Origin of the sequence: Actinoplanes sp. CA-252034 (assembly GCF_050956125.1) — a bacterium.
In the GTDB taxonomy this organism is placed as follows: Bacteria; Actinomycetota; Actinomycetes; order Mycobacteriales; family Micromonosporaceae; genus Actinoplanes.
Genome location: NZ_CP191846.1, coordinates 8,146,470 through 8,165,780 on the forward strand (window position 1 = coordinate 8,146,470; position 19,311 = coordinate 8,165,780).

19 protein-coding genes are annotated in these 19,311 nt (G+C 71.9%); 7 read left to right on the forward strand and 12 right to left on the reverse strand.

Translation table 11 applies throughout. From position 1 onward, the window contains the following. Positions 1 to 2: 2 nt before the first annotated feature. Positions 3 to 200, reverse strand: a complete 198-nt coding sequence (locus ACQPZW_RS36935; protein ID WP_433790637.1) for a hypothetical protein — start codon at positions 198 to 200, stop codon at positions 3 to 5. Positions 201 to 305: 105 nt separating this feature from the next. Here ACQPZW_RS36935 and ACQPZW_RS36940 point away from each other — a divergent pair, with 105 nt between their 5' ends. Next, positions 306 to 1,385, forward strand: a complete 1,080-nt coding sequence (locus tag ACQPZW_RS36940) for a hypothetical protein (RefSeq protein ID WP_433790638.1) — start codon at positions 306 to 308, stop codon at positions 1,383 to 1,385. On the opposite strand, the gene ACQPZW_RS36945 is transcribed toward ACQPZW_RS36940, so the two are convergent. Next, positions 1,277 to 3,517, reverse strand: a complete 2,241-nt coding sequence (locus ACQPZW_RS36945; RefSeq protein WP_433790639.1) for a putative bifunctional diguanylate cyclase/phosphodiesterase — start codon at positions 3,515 to 3,517, stop codon at positions 1,277 to 1,279. The genes ACQPZW_RS36940 and ACQPZW_RS36945 overlap by 109 nt on opposite strands. A gap of 251 nt (positions 3,518 to 3,768) precedes the next feature. After that, positions 3,769 to 4,086 carry a hypothetical protein gene (locus ACQPZW_RS36950; protein ID WP_433790640.1) on the reverse strand — a complete coding sequence of 106 codons (318 nt, stop codon included), beginning with the start codon at positions 4,084 to 4,086 and terminating at the stop codon, positions 3,769 to 3,771. 323 nt (positions 4,087 to 4,409) lie between these two features. Between ACQPZW_RS36950 and ACQPZW_RS36955 the strand changes: the two genes are divergently transcribed. Continuing rightward, positions 4,410 to 5,198 (forward strand): alpha/beta fold hydrolase, encoded by a 789-nt coding sequence (locus ACQPZW_RS36955; RefSeq protein WP_433790641.1) that lies wholly within the window; start codon positions 4,410 to 4,412, stop codon positions 5,196 to 5,198. Positions 5,199 to 5,540: 342 nt separating this feature from the next. Here ACQPZW_RS36955 and ACQPZW_RS36960 read toward each other — a convergent pair whose 3' ends face one another. Next, positions 5,541 to 8,237 carry an AAA family ATPase gene (locus ACQPZW_RS36960; protein ID WP_433790642.1) on the reverse strand — a complete coding sequence of 899 codons (2,697 nt, stop codon included), beginning with the start codon at positions 8,235 to 8,237 and terminating at the stop codon, positions 5,541 to 5,543. Between the two features lie 103 nt (positions 8,238 to 8,340). Between ACQPZW_RS36960 and ACQPZW_RS36965 the strand changes: the two genes are divergently transcribed. After that, the gene (locus ACQPZW_RS36965; RefSeq protein ID WP_433790643.1) at positions 8,341 to 8,781 is read left to right on the forward strand and encodes a hypothetical protein; all 441 of its coding nucleotides are present in this window, start codon (positions 8,341 to 8,343) and stop codon (positions 8,779 to 8,781) included. A 69-nt stretch (positions 8,782 to 8,850) separates the two neighbouring features. On the opposite strand, the gene ACQPZW_RS36970 is transcribed toward ACQPZW_RS36965, so the two are convergent. Both ACQPZW_RS36970 and ACQPZW_RS36975 read right to left on the reverse strand, forming a co-directional pair. After that, complete coding sequence (locus ACQPZW_RS36970; protein WP_433790644.1) at positions 8,851 to 9,717, reverse strand: LLM class flavin-dependent oxidoreductase; 867 nt, start codon at positions 9,715 to 9,717, stop codon at positions 8,851 to 8,853. A 117-nt stretch (positions 9,718 to 9,834) separates the two neighbouring features. After that, on the reverse strand, positions 9,835 to 10,443 hold the full coding sequence (locus ACQPZW_RS36975) for a VOC family protein (protein ID WP_433790645.1): 609 nt from the start codon (positions 10,441 to 10,443) through the stop codon (positions 9,835 to 9,837). A gap of 212 nt (positions 10,444 to 10,655) precedes the next feature. Here ACQPZW_RS36975 and ACQPZW_RS36980 point away from each other — a divergent pair, with 212 nt between their 5' ends. From ACQPZW_RS36980 to ACQPZW_RS36990, 3 genes are read left to right on the forward strand one after another with little or no spacing between them, the layout of a single operon-like run. Then, positions 10,656 to 12,068, forward strand: a complete 1,413-nt coding sequence (locus ACQPZW_RS36980) for a family 2B encapsulin nanocompartment shell protein (protein ID WP_433790646.1) — start codon at positions 10,656 to 10,658, stop codon at positions 12,066 to 12,068. Between the two features lies 1 nt (position 12,069). After that, on the forward strand, positions 12,070 to 13,134 hold the full coding sequence (locus ACQPZW_RS36985) for a family 2 encapsulin nanocompartment cargo protein terpene cyclase (RefSeq protein WP_433790647.1): 1,065 nt from the start codon (positions 12,070 to 12,072) through the stop codon (positions 13,132 to 13,134). Then, positions 13,134 to 13,982, forward strand: a complete 849-nt coding sequence (locus tag ACQPZW_RS36990) for a geranyl diphosphate 2-C-methyltransferase (protein WP_433790648.1) — start codon at positions 13,134 to 13,136, stop codon at positions 13,980 to 13,982. The genes ACQPZW_RS36985 and ACQPZW_RS36990 overlap by 1 nt, the downstream gene beginning before the upstream one ends. 67 nt (positions 13,983 to 14,049) lie before the next feature. Here ACQPZW_RS36990 and ACQPZW_RS36995 read toward each other — a convergent pair whose 3' ends face one another. From ACQPZW_RS36995 to ACQPZW_RS37005, 3 genes are all read right to left on the reverse strand, one after another. Further along, positions 14,050 to 14,523, reverse strand: coding sequence for a MarR family winged helix-turn-helix transcriptional regulator (locus tag ACQPZW_RS36995; protein WP_433790649.1), 474 nt, complete (start codon positions 14,521 to 14,523; stop codon positions 14,050 to 14,052). A gap of 91 nt (positions 14,524 to 14,614) precedes the next feature. Beyond that, entirely contained in the window at positions 14,615 to 15,868 is a 1,254-nt protein-coding gene (locus ACQPZW_RS37000) for an amidohydrolase family protein (RefSeq protein ID WP_433790650.1), read from the reverse strand. A gap of 331 nt (positions 15,869 to 16,199) precedes the next feature. Further along, on the reverse strand, positions 16,200 to 16,664 hold the full coding sequence (locus ACQPZW_RS37005; RefSeq protein WP_433790651.1) for a cupin domain-containing protein: 465 nt from the start codon (positions 16,662 to 16,664) through the stop codon (positions 16,200 to 16,202). Between the two features lie 79 nt (positions 16,665 to 16,743). Between ACQPZW_RS37005 and ACQPZW_RS37010 the strand changes: the two genes are divergently transcribed. Further along, positions 16,744 to 17,175, forward strand: a complete 432-nt coding sequence (locus ACQPZW_RS37010; RefSeq protein ID WP_433790652.1) for a hypothetical protein — start codon at positions 16,744 to 16,746, stop codon at positions 17,173 to 17,175. A 164-nt stretch (positions 17,176 to 17,339) separates the two neighbouring features. Here ACQPZW_RS37010 and ACQPZW_RS37015 read toward each other — a convergent pair whose 3' ends face one another. From ACQPZW_RS37015 to ACQPZW_RS37025, 3 genes are all read right to left on the reverse strand, one after another. Continuing rightward, positions 17,340 to 17,882, reverse strand: coding sequence for a DapH/DapD/GlmU-related protein (locus ACQPZW_RS37015; protein WP_433790653.1), 543 nt, complete (start codon positions 17,880 to 17,882; stop codon positions 17,340 to 17,342). 268 nt (positions 17,883 to 18,150) lie between these two features. Next, a complete protein-coding gene (locus ACQPZW_RS37020; RefSeq protein WP_433790654.1) occupies positions 18,151 to 18,588 on the reverse strand; it encodes an acyl-CoA thioesterase in 438 nt (145 codons plus the stop codon). Next, entirely contained in the window at positions 18,585 to 19,220 is a 636-nt protein-coding gene (locus tag ACQPZW_RS37025; protein ID WP_433790655.1) for a TetR/AcrR family transcriptional regulator, read from the reverse strand. The genes ACQPZW_RS37020 and ACQPZW_RS37025 overlap by 4 nt, the downstream gene beginning before the upstream one ends. Positions 19,221 to 19,311: the final 91 nt, after the last annotated feature.

Genomic DNA, 19,311 nt, shown 5'->3' on the forward strand with positions numbered 1-19,311 from the left:
CCCTAGCCCCGATCGCCGAGGGCCGCATCCGATGCCGTGCGGGAGCGGTTGTTCAGACGGGCGGTGGCCTCCTCGGCCAGCCGGCGCGCGTGGGCGGCCCGCTCCCGCGAAGCCTCGGCCATGGCGGCCCGGAGGCCGGCGCTCAGGCGCGCCCGGGCGGTGAAAGCGGTCAGCGCCGCGAGTCGCTCCTGTGGGTGCATGACTTCCATGGGCGGGCCCCGGAGGGCCAGACTCAAGCACGATGTGGCGGTTCGTGCGTTCGGCGCACACCGGATGCGCGGCGGGCACGGAGCGGGAGGACGAACGTGACGGTAACCCGGTCGGATCTCAGCACGACCGACATCGGCCGGGCCCACGAGTTCCTGAGCAGCGTCTACGTCGACCATCTGCCCCGCCTGGCCCGTCCCGGCCCGGACTTCCTGTTCCGCTCGCGGACCGCCGCTTCCGGCGACGTGGCGCTCAACCGGCTCAGCTACCGGGGCAGGGCCGAGACCCGCGCCGAGCCGTTCGGCGCGGTGACCACGGCCCTGCTGTTCGACGGCTGGTACAGCGTGGGCGCCGGCGGCCGGTCACACCGGTTCACCGCCGGCGACGCGCTGCTGGTGCCGCTGGGCGCGGCCCTGGACGTGTCGTGGTCCGGCATCGACCTGCAGACCGTTCGGTTCCCGCTGGCCGCGGTGACCAGGGCCGCTCAGCGTCTGGGCGTGGAGCCGGTCGACTTCCGGTTCGACGCGCCCACCCCGGTGTCGGCACGGATGAACCGCCACTGGATCGCCACGGTCGGCTACGTGACCCGCGTGTTCGCCGGCCCCGACCCGGCCGTCACCCACCCGCTGGTCTACGCGACCGCCCTCGACACGCTGGCCGCGGCAGCCGTGGCGGTCTTCCCCAACACCACCATGACCGCCGGCTACACGGCCGGCCCGGGACAGGTCCCACCGGCCGTGGTCCGGCGGGCGCTGGCCTACATCGACGCGCACGCCGCCGAGCCGATCACCGTGGAGGACATCGCCGCCGCCGCCGGCATCGGGGTGCGCGGGCTGCAGGCGGCGTTCGCCCGGCACGGTGACCTCACCCCACCCAGAGCCTGCGCCGGGCGCGGATGGAGGGCGCCCACCGCGACCTGCGCGACGGCGACCCGCAACAGGGTGACACGGTGGCCGCGATCGCCGCGCGCTGGGGATTCGCCACACCCGGCCGGTTCGCCGCCGGCTACCGGAAGATCTACGGCCGGTCCCCGCGCCACACGCTGCGCACCTGATCCCAGGGCACCTGATCACACCGCGGCCGGGTGCGCGATCTCCCGTTCGAGCAGCCACGCCGTCGTCGCCACGGCGTCCTGCGGGCGGGCGATCCCGTACCCCTGGGCGAGGTCACACCCGTAGACACGCAGCCGCTCGAAGACGTCCCCGTCCTCCACCCCTTCGGCGACGATCTGCATGCCCAGCGAATGGGCCAACTGGACCGTGCTGTGCACGATCGCGGCGCTGCGCGGGTCGACGACGCACCGGCTCACGAACGCCCGGTCCAGTTTCAGGTCGTCGACCGGCAGCACCTGCAGGTAACTGAGGCTGGAGTAGCCGGTGCCGTAGTCGTCGACGGCCAGCCGGATGCCCATGTCCCGCAGCCGGCCCAGCAGTTGCAGCGCGTTGTCGGCGTCGGTCATCAGGACACTCTCGGTGACCTCCAGCTCCAGGGCGGCCGGCGGCAGGCCGTACCGGCGCAGCAGCTCGCCCACCTGCTCCGGGAATCCCGGGTCACGCAGATTCGACACCGACAGGTTCACCGCCACCGACACCGGCAGCCCCTGATCGTGCCAGGCACGGCTCTGCCGGCAGGCCAGGTCCAGCACCACCGTGGTGATCCGGCCCATCAGGTCGGCGCTCTCCGCCGTGTAGAGGAACGCGTCCGGGAAGACCAGGCCGCGCACCGGATGCTGCCAGCGGACCAGCGCCTCCACGCCGGTGACCCGGGCGGCCCCGTCGACGGTCACCTTCGGCTGGTAGTGCAGCATCAGCTCGCCGCGGTCCAGGCCGGCCCGCAACTCCTCCAGCATGGTGAGCCGGGCCCGGGCGTGGTCGTCGAGGCCGGTCGCGAAGACCGGGCCGCCGTGGCCGGTCTTCGCCGCGTACATCGCCACGTCAGCGCGGCGCAGCAGCGTGGACCGGTCGGCGCCGTCGTCGGGACAGACCGCGATGCCGATGCTCGCGTCGACGTGCAGGTCCACCTCCGGCAGCACGAACGGCTCCCGCAGCGCCGACAGCACCCCGGCCACGATCTCGGCGGCCTCCGCCCGGCCGGTCCCCGGCATGATCAGCCCGAACTCGTCGCCGCCGAGCCGGGCCAGCAGCACGTCCGGACCCAGCGACTCGCGCATCCGGGCGCCGACCAGCCGTAGCAGGGTGTCCCCGACGTCGTGGCCGAAACTGTCGTTGACCTCCTTGAACCGGTCCAGATCCACGTAGGCGACCGCCAGCTCCGGGGCGACGCCGTTCAGGTCCTGCTCCAGCCGCTCGACGAAGAACCGGCGATTGGCCAGCCCGGTCAGCTCGTCGGTACGGGCCTGCCGGCGGGCCGTGCCGAGCGCCTCCGCGCTGCGGACGCTGGCCATCATCCGTACGATCGCCGCCGTCACCGCCGTCCCGGCGAGCAGGCTGCTGACCGGCTCGATGGCGCTCGCGGTCAGCGCCGCCCACAGCAGCAGGCCCATGCAGCAGACCGCCAGAACGGCCGGAACCGCGGTGCTCAGCCACAGACTGGGCCGGCCCGCCTCGGCGACGGCCGGCTGCCGGGCCGCGAGCGCCAGCAGGATCAGGCCGATGATCCACGACATGTCGACACCGACCGGAACGTCGACGCCCTCCCACAGCAGCACCATGCTGACCGTGTCGGCCCCGGCGAGCACGGCCATGCCGGCGATGAACAGCCCGAGCGCCCGGTCCGCGCGCCAGCCGTTCAGCGCCCACGCGCCGAGCAGGCAGCCGGTGATCGCGATGTCGGCGATCGGGTAGGCGGCGTTCACCACGACCCCGAGCACAGTCGAGTGCGGGGCCGGCTCCACCGCGGCGAGCACCGGCACCGACACCAGCGACGCGACCGCGGTGGCCGCGATCACCCCGTCCAGCCAGGCGGGGACGCTGACCCGCCGCAGCCGTTGCCGCAGCATCAGCACCAGCGCGATCCCGACACACGGATAGAACGCCAGCCAGAGCGGGTCGGCCGGGGTGATCAGCGGCTCCGGGGCGAGATCCCGGACGAACGTCCACCAGTAGAGGTTGCCGCAGGCGTAGGCGAACAGGCCCACCGCCAGGAACACCCAGGCGGTACGGAACGGTCGCGCCGCCCGTGCGGCGGCGCCCGCGACCAGCAGGCCCGGCATCAGGTAGAGGACGTTGTGCAGCAGCCCCGCCGCGGCGCCGTCGTCGAGCCCGGTCCCGTAGAGGACCACCTGAACACCCGTCAGGACGCCGAGGACCCACCACGCCACCTGTTCGCGGCGGGTCGCCTCCGCGAACAACGAACGGGACCACACTCCGGACCTATCGGTGCCACTCCACCGATCTTGAGTGTTACCTCGGTCTCCCCATGGCCCGGCGCGCCGCGGGCCGTGACGCCGCCCCGGTCTCCCCGTGCGCCCGCGCCGCCCCGGTCTCCCGCGCCGTGACGCCGCCCCGGTCTCCCCATGGCCCGCGCCGTGGGGCTAGCCCGGTCTCCCCATGGCCCGCGCCGTGGGGCTAGCCCGGTCTCCCCATGGCCCGCGCCGTGGGGCTAGCCCGGTCTGCCCGTGGCGCGGCAGGGGCGCTGTGCCACCTTGCTGCCCGCGACGTCCAGCTGCTGATGCTCGGGCAGCCGGGTGCCGTGCGCGGGCAGATGCACGGTGGTCACCACTTCGACGGTGTCACCGGCGGGCAGCGTGATCCGCGAGCCGGGCGGCGCGACCGTGTCCGGTGGGCACAGCACGGTGAACCCGTCCGGCCGCCGCGCGATCACACAGGGACCGACGGGAACCGCACGACGTCCCGGCGCCTCCACCCGGACGGTGCAGGGCTCGTCGACATGGAGCAGAGAGAATTCGAGCCAGTTCACCCTCCCAAGATTGCCCGACACCGCCGCCTCTAATCCCACGCCCTCCCCCGCGGCCCTCTCCCACCGCCGCCGCACCCGCGGCCGCGCTCCGCCGCGGGCTCCCTCAGCCGCGGGCTTCCTCCGCCGCGGGCTTCCTCCGCCGCGGGCTCCCCCTGCCGAGGGCTCCCCCTGTCACGGCTTCCTCTGCCGCGGCATCCCGCTTCCGCAGCCTCGCTCTGCCGTCGGCTCCTCCCTGTCGCGGCCTTCCCCTGCCGCGGCCCAGGCGATCCGGGTCACCCTCACGACCTCTCGGCGGTACGCGGCCCGCGTGACAGGATCTCCGGATGCCGTACTACCCCGCCCACGACGGCCTGCGCCTGTTCTATGACGTGGCCGGGGACGGGCCGCCGCTCGTGGTGCTGCCCGGTGGTCCCGGCATGGACGTGCGCTATCTCGGCGACCTGGGTGGCCTGTCCGCGACCCGGCGGCTGATCCTGGCCGACTCCCGGGCCGGCGGCCGCTCGGACGTTCCGGCGGACCGTTCAACGGTGTCGTTCACCGCGCAGGCCCGCGACCTGGAGGCGCTGCGCACCCACCTGAGCCTGGACCGGCTGGACGTCCTGGCGCACTCCGCGGGAACCCTGACCGCCCAGGAGTACGCCGTGACCCATCCGCACCGGGTCCGCCGCCTGGTGCTGGTGACGCCGATCGGCCGGGCAGGCCGCGACATCGACCCGGCGGAGGTGGCCCGGATCCGCGCGTCCCGCTCGGCCGAACCCTGGTACGAGCAGGCCGCCACCGCCCGCGGCCCGTTCGCGCAGGCTCTCATGGTGCCGTTCCACTGGCACCGCTGGACACCGGAGCGCCGCACCGAATACGTCCCGGGCCACGCCAACCGGCTCCCGTGGTTCCGCGACGAGTTCTACGCCGGCGACGCCCGCCCCGGCCCGGTGCTCGCCCCGGTGCTGGTGGTGGCGGGCGCCTCGGACGGCATGATCGGCACCGCCCCGGCCCGCGTGGTGGCAGCCGCCCACCCGGACAGCCACTTCGAGCTGATGACCGAATCCGGTCACCGCCCGTGGGTCGAACAGCCCGAACTCTTCCGCAAACTGGTGGACGATTTCCTGACGTGACTGTGTGGTGCGGCGGTGCGCCCTCAGGCCCGAGAGGGCCCGAGAGGGCCCGCGCAGGGAGAGGCCGCCGCACCACCGCCACGCCTCCGGCCCGGTATAGCATCCTAGGAGGCTGACCTACTCCCATGACACTGAGAATCAGGCGGACGGAAATCACGGTTCAGACCAAGGCGGCCAACTCCCGGAGGAATCGGTTCCGACTGAGGCGGCCGACTCCCGGAGGGAATCGGTTCAGACCGAGACGGCCAACCCCGGCGGAAATCACGGTTCAGACCGAGGCGGTCAACCCCGGGCGGGAATCACGGTTCAGGCGGAGGCGGCCGGCTCCCGGCGGGAATCGGTTCAAACCGAGGCGGCCAACTCCCGGCGCGACGTGACGCCGAGCTTGGCGAAGATCTTGCGCAGGTGCCACTCGACCGTGCGCGGGCTGAGGAACAGGACCGCCCCGATCTCCGGGTTCGTCCGACCGGCGGCGGCCAGCCGGACGATCTGCCCCTCCTGGGCGGTGAGCTCCTCCCGTACCCCCGTGATCCTCTTGCGCACCGTCTCGCCGGTGGCGAGCAGCTCCCGGGACGCCCTCTCGGCGAAGCCCTCCGCGCCCATCGTCGCGAAGGCGTCGTGCGCCGGCCGCAGCTGGAGCCGGGCGTCGGCCCGGCGGTTCTCCCGGCGCAGCCACTCGCCGTAGAGCAGCCGCGCGCGGGCCGTCTGCAGGTCGAGCCGGGTGCCCGCGAGCTGCTCGATCGCCTCCCGGTAGGAGGTTTCGGCGTCGGTCCCGACGAGCGCGTCGGCCAGGGCCAGCGTGCCGCGTGCCCATCCGCTGCCCGACGCGGTGGCACGCGACGCGAGGCGGTCCCGCGCCGTCTTGGCAAGATCGATGTCGTGGGTACGGGCAGCCGCCTCGACCAACTCTCCCAGCGCCCACTGGAGGACGGCGAGGTCGTCGTGCTCGGTGGCCTGCCGTGCGGCGGCCAGCGCGGCCGGGTAGTCGCCGTGCCCGTTGTGCAGCACCGCCCGCGCGTATCCGGCGACGCCGAGCAGCCAGCCGACCCCGCCGGCCCGCGCCTCGGTCTGCAAGGACCCGATCGCTTCGAGGGCCGGCCCGGTGCGGCCGCGGTGGGCGGCGAGGATCGCGGCGGTGGCCGGGTGTGGTGACGGCCCGGTGGCGTACGCGAGTGCCCCGGCCTCGCCGAGAAGGTCGGACGCGTCCGCGAACCGTCCGGAATAGATCAGTGCGGTGGCCCGGAAGGTGAGGGCGCCGGGCAGCAGCGCGAGGAGCCCTTCGCGGCGGGCGAACGCGACCGTCCTCTCGGTGCGGGTCAGGAACGAGGTGTCGTCGAAGATCTCGTGCTCGGCCATGCCGGCCAGCCAGTGCAGGTCGAGGTCGTTCTCCGCGGTGACCTGCTCGACGGCCCGGCGGAACAGGGGCACCGCGGCGGTGTGCCCGTCGAGGCTCCATGTGGTGAACGCGGTGAGCAGGCGTCCGGCCGGCTCGTCGCCGGGCGGGGCGGTGCGGGCGGCCTCGGCGGCGCGGCGCAGGTCGTCGCCACCGAGTCGGCCCGCGTTGACGGCCGCGCCGATAGCCGACAGGTAGGTGGCGCGGGCCGCGGCCGCGTCCAGGGAGGACAGGCGGCCGGCGGCTTCGAGCAGTGGCGTGACGGCGGCGCGGCCGGAGTTGACGGCGAACGCGACGCGGGCCCGGAGCCGTTCGATCTCGGCCTGCCGGACCGGGTCGTAGGGGCCGAGCTCGGCCGCGGCGAGCAGCTCGGGGACGGCGGCGACGCCGCCGGAGACGAAACGGGCACGGGCGGCGGCGATGGTACGCGCGGCGCGCGCCTCCGGGTCGAGGGTGAGCTCGGCCGCCCGTTCCAGGAACGACGCGGCCGCGGCCCGTCCACCCCGGGCCAGCGCGCGGCCGGCGGAGCGTTCGAGCTCGGCGGCGACCCGCTCGTCCGGACCGACCGCGGCGTGCGCCCGGTGCCAGGCGCGCCGGTCGGGGTCACGGTCGGCGTCGGTGACCTCGGCGAGCGCGTGGTGGACGGCCCGCAGCTCGGCGGGCTCGGCCGAGCGGTGGCCGGCCGACCGGACCAGCGGGTGCCGGAACCGGATCCGTGCCCCGAACTCGACGAGTCCCGCGGCCTCGGCGGGGGCGGCCGCCTCGGGACCGACGCCGAGCAGCGCGGCGGCCCGCCACAGCAGCGGGATGTCGCCGACCGGTTCGACAGCGGCGACGAGCAGCAGGGTGCGGGAGTCCTCGGGCAGGGCGGCGATGCGGCGCTGGAAGGTCTCCTCGACCCGCCCCGGGACCGTGCCGGACCGGCCACCGCCGCCGGCCTGTCCGCCCAGGCCGAAGGCCAGCTCGGCCGGGGACAGGTCGCGGGGCAGTTCGAGCAGGGCGAGCGGGTTGCCCCGGGTCTCGGCGACGATCCGGTCGCGGACCCGGGCGTCGACCAGGCCGGGCAGCACCGAGTCGAGCAGGGCGCGGGCGTCGGCGTCGGGCAGCCCGTCGACCGCCAGGTCGGGCAGCCCGTCGAGGCCCTGCCCGCGAACCGCGAAGATCAGCGCGACCGACTCGGCGTCGAGGCGCCGGGCCACGAAGGTGAGGATCACCTCGGACATCCGGTCCAGCCACTGGGCGTCGTCGACGACACAGATCAGCGGCTGCTCGGCGGCCGCCTCGGCGAGCAGGCCGAGGACCGCGAGCCCGATGACCAGGCCCTCCGGCGGGCGGCCGGTGCTCAGGCCGAACGCGGTGGACAGCGCGTCACGCTGCGGCTCGGGGAGCCGGCCGAGGTGCTCCAGGAGCGGGGCGCACAGCTGCTGCAGCGCCGAGTAGGCGAGCTCGGTCTCCGGCTCGATCCCGGCGGAGCGGATCACCCGGCCGGCCGGGGCGTGCCCGGTCAGGTAGTCGAGCAGCGCGGTCTTGCCGACCCCGGCCTCGCCGCGCAGCACCAGCACCCGGCTGCGACCCGACCGCACGTCGCCAAGGAGCCGGTCGAGTGTCTCCCGCTCGCGATGCCGCCCGCGCAGTTCGAGTGCCATGTCGTCCTTCCCGGCAGTGCCCGCCCGGACACTACCGGGGCCAGGGTGCCTGCCAGGGTTCCACCCGGGTTCGACGGCGGCCGTTCCCGGCCAGGATCGTCACATGTCAACGATTCGCTTCCACAGGACCATGTCGGTCACCCCCGAGCAGTTCGTCGCCGCGATCACCGACTTCGGGCCGGGCCGGGAGAAGATCTTCGGCAACAGCTCGGACGCGTTCCTGAAGGTGCACGATCGGGGGCCGACGCACGCGGACGTGACCGAGGGCGGCGGCGGTGTCTGGGAGCGGCTGAGCTACGACTGGTCGGATCCGTACCGGGTGGTGATGAGGACCACCGACTCCAACGTGTGGGGCGGGGCGTCCGGGCACACGTACCACCTGTCCCGGCGCCCGGACGGCGGCACGGCCCTGGACGCCGTGGTGGTGCGCGAGGGCAGGAACCTCAAGGGCCGGGTGATCGGTCTCCTACTGGGCACGGTGGGCAGATCGTTCCTGGGCCGGGCGCTCGACCAGACCATCAGGGCGGTCGAGGCCCGGCACTGACCACCCGGCCGGCTCCCACCGCTGCCTCAACGGCCGTGAGACAGCGGTGGCGGCCGTACAGGAAAGGCGTTATCGGTGGTCGTCCGGATCAGGGCGGCCCTGCGCGACGACGGCGGCCAGGTGTTCGACCTGTTCCGGGTCGTCGCCCCAGCAGTAGAGCATCAGCTCGTCGGCGCCGAACTCGCGATGTGCGGCGATCATGTCGGCGAGTTCCGCCGGATCGCTGATCGGCGCGCCCCAGCCGGGCCGGCCGGTGAAGGCGTAGTAGCCGGCGACGGCCCGGCGCGCCTGCTCGATCGTCTCGGCGCTCCCGGCGGCGACGTTGATCTGGGTGACCAGGCGCGGCGTGCCGGGACGGCCGGCTTCGGCCCACTGCTCGCGGACCTGTTCGACGAGCGGACCGGCCCAGCTGAGCGCGGCCGCGCAGAGGAACCCGTCGGCGTGGAGCGCGACCCGGCGCAGCGCGGCCGGCGCGAATCCGCCGATCAGGATCGGCGGCCCGCCGGGGGTGGCGGGCCGCGGCCCGATGACGGTGTCCCGGTACGGCTGCCCGTCCCAGATCTCCCGGAGAGCGGTGAGTCGGGCGTCGAGCATGCGCCCCCGCCGGTGGATCGGGGTGCCGGCCGCGCGGTGGTCGTCCTCGCGCCCGCCGACGCCGACGCCGAGGACGAACCGGCCACCGGCCATCCGGTCGAGCGTGGCGACCTGTTTGGCAAGCAGCGCGGTCTCCCGCAGCGGCGCGAGCAGCACCTCGGTCTGCAGGCGCACTCGGCGGGTGGCCCCGGCCAGGACGGCGAGCGCGGTCAGCGGCTCGGGGTTGTGATAGGTGAGACGGTCCAGCAGTGCGAGAGTGCTGAAGCGGTGCGCCTCGGCGGCGTGGGCCCAGTCGAGCAACAGCTCGGGGGCGCCGACGGGCAGTCCAAGACCGATGTCCATGACGAACCTTCCAGAAGATGGGCAGCAGCGAACGCGCCGCCCATCCCTCCTCGGTTCGTCGAGGTCACCGGCCCATCTGCGACATGGTTCCCGGACCGGTGATACGGGTCGACGCCATCATACGAGCCCGGCGGCGCGGGCCATGTGGGCGGCATACCAGGCGGGCCACTCCTCGTCGTGTACGCCGCCGAGCCGGGTGGCCTCGTACTCCCCGTGGGCGACGGCGGCGTCGCGCAGGGCAGCCTCGACGGCGGCGACCGAGTCGTAGACGACGTGGCTGATCCGGCCCGGCCGGCGCTCGGTGACCTCCTGGAGGACGAACTCGTTGCCGTCCGGGTCGGTGAAGGACAGGAACGAGCCGTACGACTGCCGGTCCGGGTGCGGGCCGTCGACGCGGTCGGTGGTCCCGGCGTGGTGGAAGACACCGCCCGCGTCGTGGAAGACCTCGCTGACCCGCGCGCCGTGGGCGGCCAGGTGGTCGTGGGCGGCGACGATGTCGTCGACGATCAGGTGCACGCCCTTGGCGGAGCCGGGTTCGGCGTCGCTGACCCCGGTGCCGATGATGATCGACGCGGCCGATCCGGGCGGGGTGAGGTGGACGACCCGGAATCCGTTCGGACCGGTGAAGTCGACGTCCTCGCGGAAGCCGAGGCCCTTGTAGAAGTCACGGGACCGGTCCACGTCGGCGACCGGCAGCACCACGACCTCGATCTTGAAGTTCACCATCGTCAGCTCCCTGGTTGGTGTGCCTACGCCGACGACTGTCGCTCGCGGCACCAGGGGGTCGCCCCAGGGTGAGTCCCTGGCCGGCACCCGGGCCGGGTGCCGGGGTGCGGTTAATCAACAAAACCGCCAAAGCCGACTTGACCTGCGCTTATCTGGGATAAAACGGGCTAGATATAAGCCATATTCCGGGATGAAACGGGGCGTTGACTACCGTGACCAGTTCAGTGAAACCGGCCAAGACCCGTGAGGAACAGGATCAGGAATACCGGCAGAGCCTCAGCACCGTCGCCGCACGGAACCTGACCCACACCACCAAGTCGGTCCCGCAGATGCAGGAGATCACCTCCCGGTGGCTGCTGCGCGCCCTGCCCTGGGTCGAGGTGAAAGGCGGGTCCTACCGGGTGAACCGGCGGATGACCTACCGGCTCGGCGACGGCCGGCTGACCTTCACCAACACCGGCGCCTCGGTGCACGTGGTGCCGGGCGAGCTGCGGGAGATCGAGGTGCTCGCCGGGATCGACGACGAGGAGCTGCTGCGCGGGATCGCCGAACGGTTCGTCCAGTACGAGTACCAGCCGGGTGAGGTGATCGTCGAGTTCGGGTCGGTCGCCGACCACCTCTACCTGATCGCGCACGGCAAGGTCGACAAGGTCGGCGTGGGCGCGTACGGCGACCCGCTGAGCCTCGGGGTGCTCGCCGACGGGGAGAGGTTCGGTGAGCAGGTCCTGGTGGCCGACGACCCGATCTGGGCGTACACCGCCAAGGCGATGACCGCGGTGACCATCCTGGCGCTGCCCCGGGCGGCGTTCGCCGAGCTGACGTCGCGCAGCGAGAACCTGCGCCAGCACGTCGAGGGATTCCGGGACAAGAGCCGCCTCCCGCAGAACAAGCACGGGGAGGCGGCGATCGCGGTCGCCGCCGGACACTCCGGTGAGCCCACCCTGCCCGGCACCTACGTCGACTACGAGACCAACCCGCGTGAGTACGAGCTGAGCGTCGCGCAGACCATCCTGAAGATCCACACCAGGGTCGCCGACCTCTACAACGATCCGATGGACCAGTTGGAGCAGCAGCTGCGGCTCACCGTCGAGGCGCTGCGCGAGCGCCAGGAGTACGAGCTGGTCAACAACCGTGAGTTCGGCCTGCTGCACAACGCCGACCTGCGGCAGCGCATCCACACCCGCAGCGGCCCGCCCACTCCCGACGACCTGGACGAGCTGCTGAGCATGCGGCGCAACACCAAGTTCTTCCTGGCGCATCCGCAGGCGATCGCCGCGTTCGGCCGCGAGTGCACGAAGCGTGGCATCTACCCGCCGACGGTCGAGATGGACGGTCACACCGTGCCGTCGTGGCGGGGCGTGCCGATACTGCCGTCCGGCAAGATCCCGATCAGCCACACGCACACCACGTCGATCCTGGCGATGCGGATCGGGGAGTCCAATCAGGGCGTGATCGGCCTGCATCAGACGGGGATCCCGGACGAGTACCAGCCTGGGCTCAACGTGCGGTTCATGGGCATCAACGAGCAGGCCATCATGGCGTACCTGGTCAGCGCCTACTATTCGGCGGCCGTGCTGGTGCCGGACGCGCTCGGCATCCTCGACCACGTCGAGCTCTCGCACTGACATGTCGATCACCTCGGATCTGCGCGGCGCGCCTCCGGCCGACCTGCGGCGTCTGCTTCCGGGCCTCGGCATGTCCGCGGCCAGAGCCTTTCTCGGGCCACTGGTCGACCCGCCGCCCGATGGTCATCTGTTCTGCCCCGACGCGATCCGGGACGACCCGGCGCTCGGCGCCACCGTCGATGACCGGCTGATCGCCTGGGCCCGAGACGTCGGGATCTATCCCGGCAGGCTGGACAAGCTCCGGTCGTACGGATTCGGCCGGTTCATGATGCTCGCCCACCCCGCCGTCCAGGATCCCGATCGCCTGCTCATGGCCACGAAATGCCTGGTCGCCGAGTGGGCGGCGGACGACTACTACGTCGACGAGGTGGAGCTGGGCGCCGAGCCGCAGGTGGTCGGCTCCCGGCTGGCCCGGCTGATCTCGGTGGTCGACCCGGCCCAGTTGGTTCCGCGGTACGCCGGCGACATGGCGACGTACCACCGGCTGCAACCCATCTCGGAGGCGTTCCGCACCGCCGTGGAGCACCTGTCGGTCTACGCCTCGCCGGCGCAGCTGGGGCGTTTCCAGCACCAGATGGCGATCCTCTTCCTGGCGTGGACGCAGGAGGCGGACTGGCACGTCAACCGGCGCACCCCGCCGGTCTGGGAATACCTGGTCCAGCGGCATCTCAACAGCTACCTGCCGCCGATCATCCTGGTCGACGTGCTCGCCGGGTACGAGCTGCCGGCCCACGAGTTCTACCACCCGGACGTGCGCCGCGCCTACACCACCGCCGGCAACGCGGCGGTGCTCGTCAACGACCTGCACTCCGGCCCGGCCGAGTCGGACACCGACTTCAACCTGCCGCGGGTGCTGCAGGTCAACGAGGGTCTCGGGCATCGGGAGGCGATGGCCCGCACCGTCGAGATCCACAACGAGCTGATGCACACCTTCGTCGGGCTTGCCGGCCGGCTCAGCGCCACCGGATCGCCGAACCTGCGGCGCTTCCTCGCGGACACCTGGGCCTGGCTCGGCGGCAGCCGCCGATGGCACGCGACCACCGGCCGATACAACCATGGGAGCTGATGATGACCAGCACGATCCTCCGCACCGACTTCGAGAAGTCCGTCGCCGCGTACTGGAACACCAACCGGCACGACCCGGTCAACCTGCGCCTCGGCGAGGTAGACGACCTCTACCACCACCACTACGGCGTGGGGCCGTACGATCCGGCGGTCCTCGACGGCCCGGCCGACACCCGCGAGCAGCGGATCATCGCCGAGTTGCACCGCCTGGAGAGCGCCCAGGCCGACCTGCTGCTGGACCACCTGGGCCCGATCGGCCCGGAGAACCTGATCCTGGACGGCGGCTCCGGTCGCGGCGGCACCAGCATCATGGCGCACCAGCGGTTCGGCTGCGAGGTCGACGGCGTGTCCATCTCCGAATACCAGGTCGGCTTCGCCAACGAGCAGGCCGCACGGCGCGGCATCGCCGACAAGGTCCGCTTCCACTTCCGCAACATGCTGGAGACCCAGCTGCCCGGCAACACCCGGCAGGCGATCTGGACCAACGAGACCACGATGTACGTCGACCTCTTCGACCTGTACGCCGAGTTCGCCCGCCTGCTGCGCTTCGGCGGCCGTTACGTCTGCATCACCGGCTGCGCCAACGACGTGACCGGCCTGCGCTCCAAGGCGGTCAGCCGGATCAACGAGCACTACACCTGCGACATCCACCCGCGGAGCCAGTACTTCAAGGCCCTGGCCGCGAACGGCCTCGTCCCGATCAACGTGATCGACCTGACCGCGGCGACCATCCCGTACTGGGAGCTGCGCGCCCACTCCGAGGTGGCCACCGGCATCGAGGAGTCGTTCCTGACCGCGTACCGCGAGAACAGCTTCCACTACCTGCTGATCGCAGCCGACCGCATCTGACCACCGGGCCGGGCGCGGTCGTACCGCGCCCGGTCGTTCCCATGCCGGGCCTCTCGGTGTGCCGGGTTCAGCGCTTCCTCGTCGCCTTCTCGGCGCAGTCGGCGTACTTGACGATGAGACGGGCCAGCTCCCGCCGCTCGCTCTCGGGCCAGTCCCGAGTGATGTACTCGAAGGCCTGGCGCTGCTGTGACCGGAAGCGATCACGCAACGCGATGCCGTCCCCGGTCAGCCGGAGGACCGCCCGCCGACCGTCGGCCTGCGAGGGCATCCGGACGAGGAATCCGTGCGAGATGCAGTCGGAGACCATGCGACTGGCCACCGACGGGTCGATGGCCAGGGCCTCGGCCACCCCGCCGACGCTCATCTCCTCGCCGGCCTCGTCGATCACGTTCAACACGAGGTTGCGGTTGATGTCCTTGGGCTCGACGGCGGGGGTCACCGGGATCTGCGCGGTGCGCCTGCGTAGCCGGGCGAAAGCGGGACCGACCGCGTCCAGCAGGTCCGGGTCCGGGCTCGCCCGATCTCCACTCCGTTCGATCACCGGGGAAGTCTATGCCTTGCCTGCTGCCGGCACATATTTGCGCCGAGCATGTACGGACGATGTGCATGCTTCTCGCCGAACGGTGATCCGCTCACCGCGCGACGGCCGCGTCGGCGAGCCGGGTGCCGCGACGCCACACCGCGCGGGTGTTCAGGGTGTCGCTGATCGTCGTGGTGGGATCGCCGTCCACGAGCAGCAGGTCCGCGCGCAGACCGGCGCCGATCCGGCCGCGGTCGCTCAGGCCGAACCGTCCGGCCGGGGTGCTGGTCGCCGCCCGAAGCGCCTCGACCGGCGTCAGTCCCGCCCGGACGAGGTACTGCAGTTCGTGATGCACGCTGGCGCCGTGTGCCAGCCCGCCGAGGAACGGGAAGGGCACGGAGACGTCCGTACCGACCAGGATGTCCACCCCCGCGTCGTGCAGGACCTTCACCGAGGTCAGCACGTCGCCGATGTCGCCCTGGGGATAGTGGCCGAAGCTCGACCGCAGCGTCGCCATCCACTGCTCGTCCAGCCGTGACGCCACCCGCGGGTCGTCGGCCAGCTCAGCGCCGGTGATGCCCATCATCGACGCGTTGAGCACCACGCACGGGACGACGAACGCCCCGGAGCCGGCGATGAGGTCGATGATCTCCCGGGTGTGCGGCCGGTCCATGAACAGGTGGACGAGGCCGCCGATGCCGGCGTCGATCGCCATCCGGGTGGCGTCGATGGTCAGCGCGTGGGCGACGGTCAGCATGCCGTGCCGCCGGGCCTCGGCCACGCCGGCGTCGAGCGTCGCCTGGTCGAGCATCGGCAGGCCGGGGTGGCCCTCGACCGAGCCGTCATCGACCATGAACTTGATGTAGTCCGAACCGGTCTCGATCAGTCTCGGGATGTACGCGACCGCCTCCTCCGGTGTGGTCGAGTACGGGATCACCGGATCCGGGACGGCCGGCCCCCTGCCGGCGGACGGCGCACCGGGCGGCGGCCCGGGCCGGAAGTCCTTCGGGAACAGCTCGCTCGGGTGCCCGCCCGGCGGCGTGATGCCGAAACCCGACGACCGTACGTCCGCGACCGTGTCGTCGTCGCTGATCTGCCGCCGGTTGTCGCGGGTGTTGGTGCCCTGCATCTCCAGCTCGGTCGTCACCCCGAACCGCAGCGCGAGCGCGAGGCCGGCCCGGCTCGTGTGCACGTGCGCGTCGATCAACCCGGGCAGCAGGGTGGCACCGGTGGCGTCGACGATCTCGGCGCCGGCCGGCACCGGCTCACCGACGGAGGCGATCCGGTCACCTTCGATGACCAGGGTGCTCGCGTCGAGGACGTCCACTCCGTCGAAGATCCGGGCGTTCACGATGGCTGTCGTCATGGTTGCGTTCCTTCCATCGGGCATCACCGGGAGGCGACCCGGCCCGCTAGATGCTACCTGCATATGCATGACAACATGCAAGCTTTTTCCCAAGTTCTTTGAAGGCGGAAGGCGGCTTGGCGGTCAGTCCATCGCAAGATCGCCCGGGGCGTGATGCGGTTGGTCGACGTCCGACACGTCGGGCCGAGGTTCGCCGGACGTCTGTTGCGCCTTCGGCTCCCGGCTCGAGACGAGCAATGAGCTTCACCCCGCCATGGTCCCGCCAGGGCCGCTGGCCGGCGGCTCGTTCACCGTCATCGAGGCAGAGCGGTGATCCGCGGTGACGCTGAGTTCAGAGGCTGTCGGTCTCGTATCGGCCGCGCAGCTCCGAGAGCAGGTCGACGGTGAGCTCGGTGCCGGCGGCCACCGCGGCGTGGACGTCGCGGAAGTACTGTTCGTAACCCGGCGGGGTGTACATGCAGAGGGCCCGGACCGGAGTGTCCTCGCTGGCATTACGGAAGCCGTGCACCGCACCGCGGCATGCCGCCGCCAGGTCCGAGGGACCGAGCACGATCTCGCCGCCCTCGGTTGCCACCGTCAGTTCGCCCGACAGGACGTAGAAGAACTCGTCGTGGCCCCGGTGGATGTGCGGCCGTGCCCCCAGCGTGGCCGGCGGCACGACGAACTCCTCGAAGCCGAAGCGGCCGCCGGTGTGCTCGCCGGTCAGCTTGAAAAGGTGCGACACCCCAGCCGCTGATATCGACTCGCCGTCCGCGGCCCGCACCACCACGGCCGGCACCGAGGGTTGATTCGTCATACGGCGAGTCTGTCAAATGCCCCCGGGCTTCCGATGCCGTGGCGGAGAGGGCCGGGAATCGCACCCCTACACTCCGGCGATGGATGTGGTGTGGTCCGCGACGGAGGCAGGCTCGCGGCGTTTTCGTCCTGCACCGGTGCCGTCCGACGCGGCGGCGGTGGACGACCGCTTCCGTCAGCTGCGCCGCCGCCGCGTCCGTGGCTACATCGAAGTGGAGATTCCCGAGATCGCGTCTCCGCGGCTGGCCATCGGGTTCCGCGGTGAGTACGCGGTGATCCATCTGCTCGTCGTCTCCCCCGTCGCGCAGTCCTTTCTGCTCGCCGGGGATCGCTCCGTGCCCGACGAGGCGTACGTCCAGGTGCCGGTCATGGACGAGTTGGCGCGGTTCACCGGCGACGTCGTCCTGGAGGTCCATCGCGCGTGGGAGCTGGTGCGCGCCTTTCTTCGCCACGGGCAGGCCGGCGAGCTCGGCGAGTGGCGCGCGCTCCGAGGCCCTCACCAGAGCGCTTGAGCCTCAGATGCCGCGGTTACTGACGTGCGGCGCCCGCCGGACGATCGGACACGGCGCCGTACGTCGACCTCCTCGGGGCAGCGGCGGCTTCGTGGGGTCACGGGTCGATGCGACCTACGTCGCGCTCTTCGAGCCGGTGGTGGCGTGACCGGCCGAGGATCCGGTCACCAGGTGCGGCGCACGGCCGCCTTGGTGCCTGTCACCAGGCTGGCCGGCGGGACGTCGTCGGCCACGATCGCACCGGCGGCTATCACGGCGTCGTGTCCGATGCTGACGCCGGGCAGGATCGTCGCACCGGCGCCGATCCACACGTTCTCGGCCACGTCGATGGGTGCGCCGCTCAGCCAGCCCCGCCGGTCCTCGGGATCCACCGGGTGGCCGACCGTGATGAACGTGGCCCTGGGGCCGATCAGCACGCCATCACCCAGCCGGATCCCCGCGTAGTCGAGAAATGTGCAGTTCTGGTTGATGAACACTCCCCCGCCGAACTCGAGGCGCAGGCCGTGGTCGGTGTAGAACGGCGGGTAGATCGTGGCCTCGACCGGTAGTGGGCGCCCGAGGATCTGCTCGAACAGCATCGCCTTGCCCTCCTCGTCCTCGAAGGGCAGGACATTGAGGCGAGAGGTGAGCTCGGTCGCTCGCAGGACTCGCTCGATCATGGCCTGGTACTCGGCACTGTCGATGCGCATCAGACGGTCCTCGGACATCCGGCGATCCTTCCAGATGGTCCGCTGAGCCGGTCTGCCGTACCGCGTCGTGGGTCTGTCCTTGCAAGACAGTCGATGTCTCCCGCCGCGAGCGGCGTGCCGCGTGCCCGCCGCGGCCCGGCCGCCGGTACGGTCGGCGGCCATGGGCGCGATCAAACCGTGGCAATTGCTGTGCTGTCTCGTCGTCGTGCTGGGCCTGGCCGCGCTGACGGTGGCCGTGATCCGTGCGGGCCGCAGGAAGTAGCCACCGCGACGGCCGGGGCAGGGCTCAGGCGCCGAGAAGCGGGGCGGCGATCTCGCGGGCGTGGTCGGTCCACGGGGCCGGGCGCATGGTGGCCGGGTCGAGGCGGATGTTGACCCGGCGGCCCTCGGCGTAGACGTCGGCGCCGTCGAGGGAGGTGACCCGGAAGCGGTAGTCGGCGCTGGTGGTGCCGAGCTTGGCCAGCCAGAAGTGGACGGCGATGTCACCGACCGAGGTCACCGGGCGGTGGAAGGTGATCGCATACTCGCGGACGGCGTTGAAGGCGTCGGGTGAGGTCGGGCGGCCGCCGGTGAAGGAGACGCCCCGGTCGGCCCACCACTGGCCGATGGCGCGCTCGACCAGGACCGCGTAGCGGGAGTTGTGCAGGATGCCCATGGCGTCGAGGTCGTCGAAGTGCACCGGGGTGTGCTCGACGGCGCCGTGGGTGACGGTCAGCGTGGTCATATCCGCTCCGGGAGTTTCGTGGGGTCGGTGGCGATGGCGCGCAGGTGCTCCAGAAGGGAGCTGCGGGCCTGGCGACAGGTGGTCTCGGCGCCCAGGACCGGGGACTGCATGACGGCGCAGACGCCGAGCGCCTCGATCTGGTACGCGAGCTGCCCGGGGTCGACGCCGGCCGGCAGGTCACCGATCGTGACGGCCTCGGTGGCGAGCCCGGTCAGGAAGGTCATCCAGTCGGTCAGCTCGGCGGCGAGCCGGTCGCGGACGACGCCGGGGCGGGCGTTGAACTCGAAGTGGGCGTTGGCGAAGAAGCAGCCGCCGGGCAGCACGCCGGACTCGTAGAAGGCGATCCGGCTGTCGTGGACGGCCCAGAGCCGGCGCACCCCGGGCGGGGCGGTCATCGCCGGTCGGATGACCCGCTCGGTCCACTGCCGGCGGGCCTGGTCGACGACGGCGAGCTGGAGGGCCTCCTTGGAACGCCAGTGCGCGAAGAGCCCGGATTTGCTGACCCCGAGCGCATCGGCGACCTGGCTCAGCGACAGCCCGTCGAGCCCGGAGACGGTGGCGAGCAGCAGCGCCTGCTCGAGCACCGCGCTGCGGGTGCGCTCGCCACGCACCAGCCTGCCGTCCTGTGTCATACCTCGAACCTACAAAACGACCGACCGTTCGTAAATATAAATCAGGTCACATCCGCAGACTGCCCACATCACCGGAGCCACCGTCGACGTG

Coding starts and splice junctions, on each gene's coding strand:
- ACQPZW_RS36935 (WP_433790637.1), bottom strand. CDS start 200: ATGCACCCACAGGAGCGACTCGCGGCGCTGACCGCTTTCACCGCCCGG.
- ACQPZW_RS36955 (WP_433790641.1), top strand. CDS start 4,410: ATGCCGTACTACCCCGCCCACGACGGCCTGCGCCTGTTCTATGACGTG.
- ACQPZW_RS36960 (WP_433790642.1), bottom strand. CDS start 8,237: ATGGCACTCGAACTGCGCGGGCGGCATCGCGAGCGGGAGACACTCGAC.
- ACQPZW_RS36965 (WP_433790643.1), top strand. CDS start 8,341: ATGTCAACGATTCGCTTCCACAGGACCATGTCGGTCACCCCCGAGCAG.
- ACQPZW_RS36970 (WP_433790644.1), bottom strand. CDS start 9,717: ATGGACATCGGTCTTGGACTGCCCGTCGGCGCCCCCGAGCTGTTGCTC.
- ACQPZW_RS36975 (WP_433790645.1), bottom strand. CDS start 10,443: ATGGTGAACTTCAAGATCGAGGTCGTGGTGCTGCCGGTCGCCGACGTG.
- ACQPZW_RS36985 (WP_433790647.1), top strand. CDS start 12,070: ATGTCGATCACCTCGGATCTGCGCGGCGCGCCTCCGGCCGACCTGCGG.
- ACQPZW_RS36990 (WP_433790648.1), top strand. CDS start 13,134: ATGATGACCAGCACGATCCTCCGCACCGACTTCGAGAAGTCCGTCGCC.
- ACQPZW_RS37000 (WP_433790650.1), bottom strand. CDS start 15,868: ATGACGACAGCCATCGTGAACGCCCGGATCTTCGACGGAGTGGACGTC.
- ACQPZW_RS37005 (WP_433790651.1), bottom strand. CDS start 16,664: ATGACGAATCAACCCTCGGTGCCGGCCGTGGTGGTGCGGGCCGCGGAC.
- ACQPZW_RS37010 (WP_433790652.1), top strand. CDS start 16,744: ATGGATGTGGTGTGGTCCGCGACGGAGGCAGGCTCGCGGCGTTTTCGT.
- ACQPZW_RS37015 (WP_433790653.1), bottom strand. CDS start 17,882: ATGTCCGAGGACCGTCTGATGCGCATCGACAGTGCCGAGTACCAGGCC.
- ACQPZW_RS37020 (WP_433790654.1), bottom strand. CDS start 18,588: ATGACCACGCTGACCGTCACCCACGGCGCCGTCGAGCACACCCCGGTG.
- ACQPZW_RS37025 (WP_433790655.1), bottom strand. CDS start 19,220: ATGACACAGGACGGCAGGCTGGTGCGTGGCGAGCGCACCCGCAGCGCG.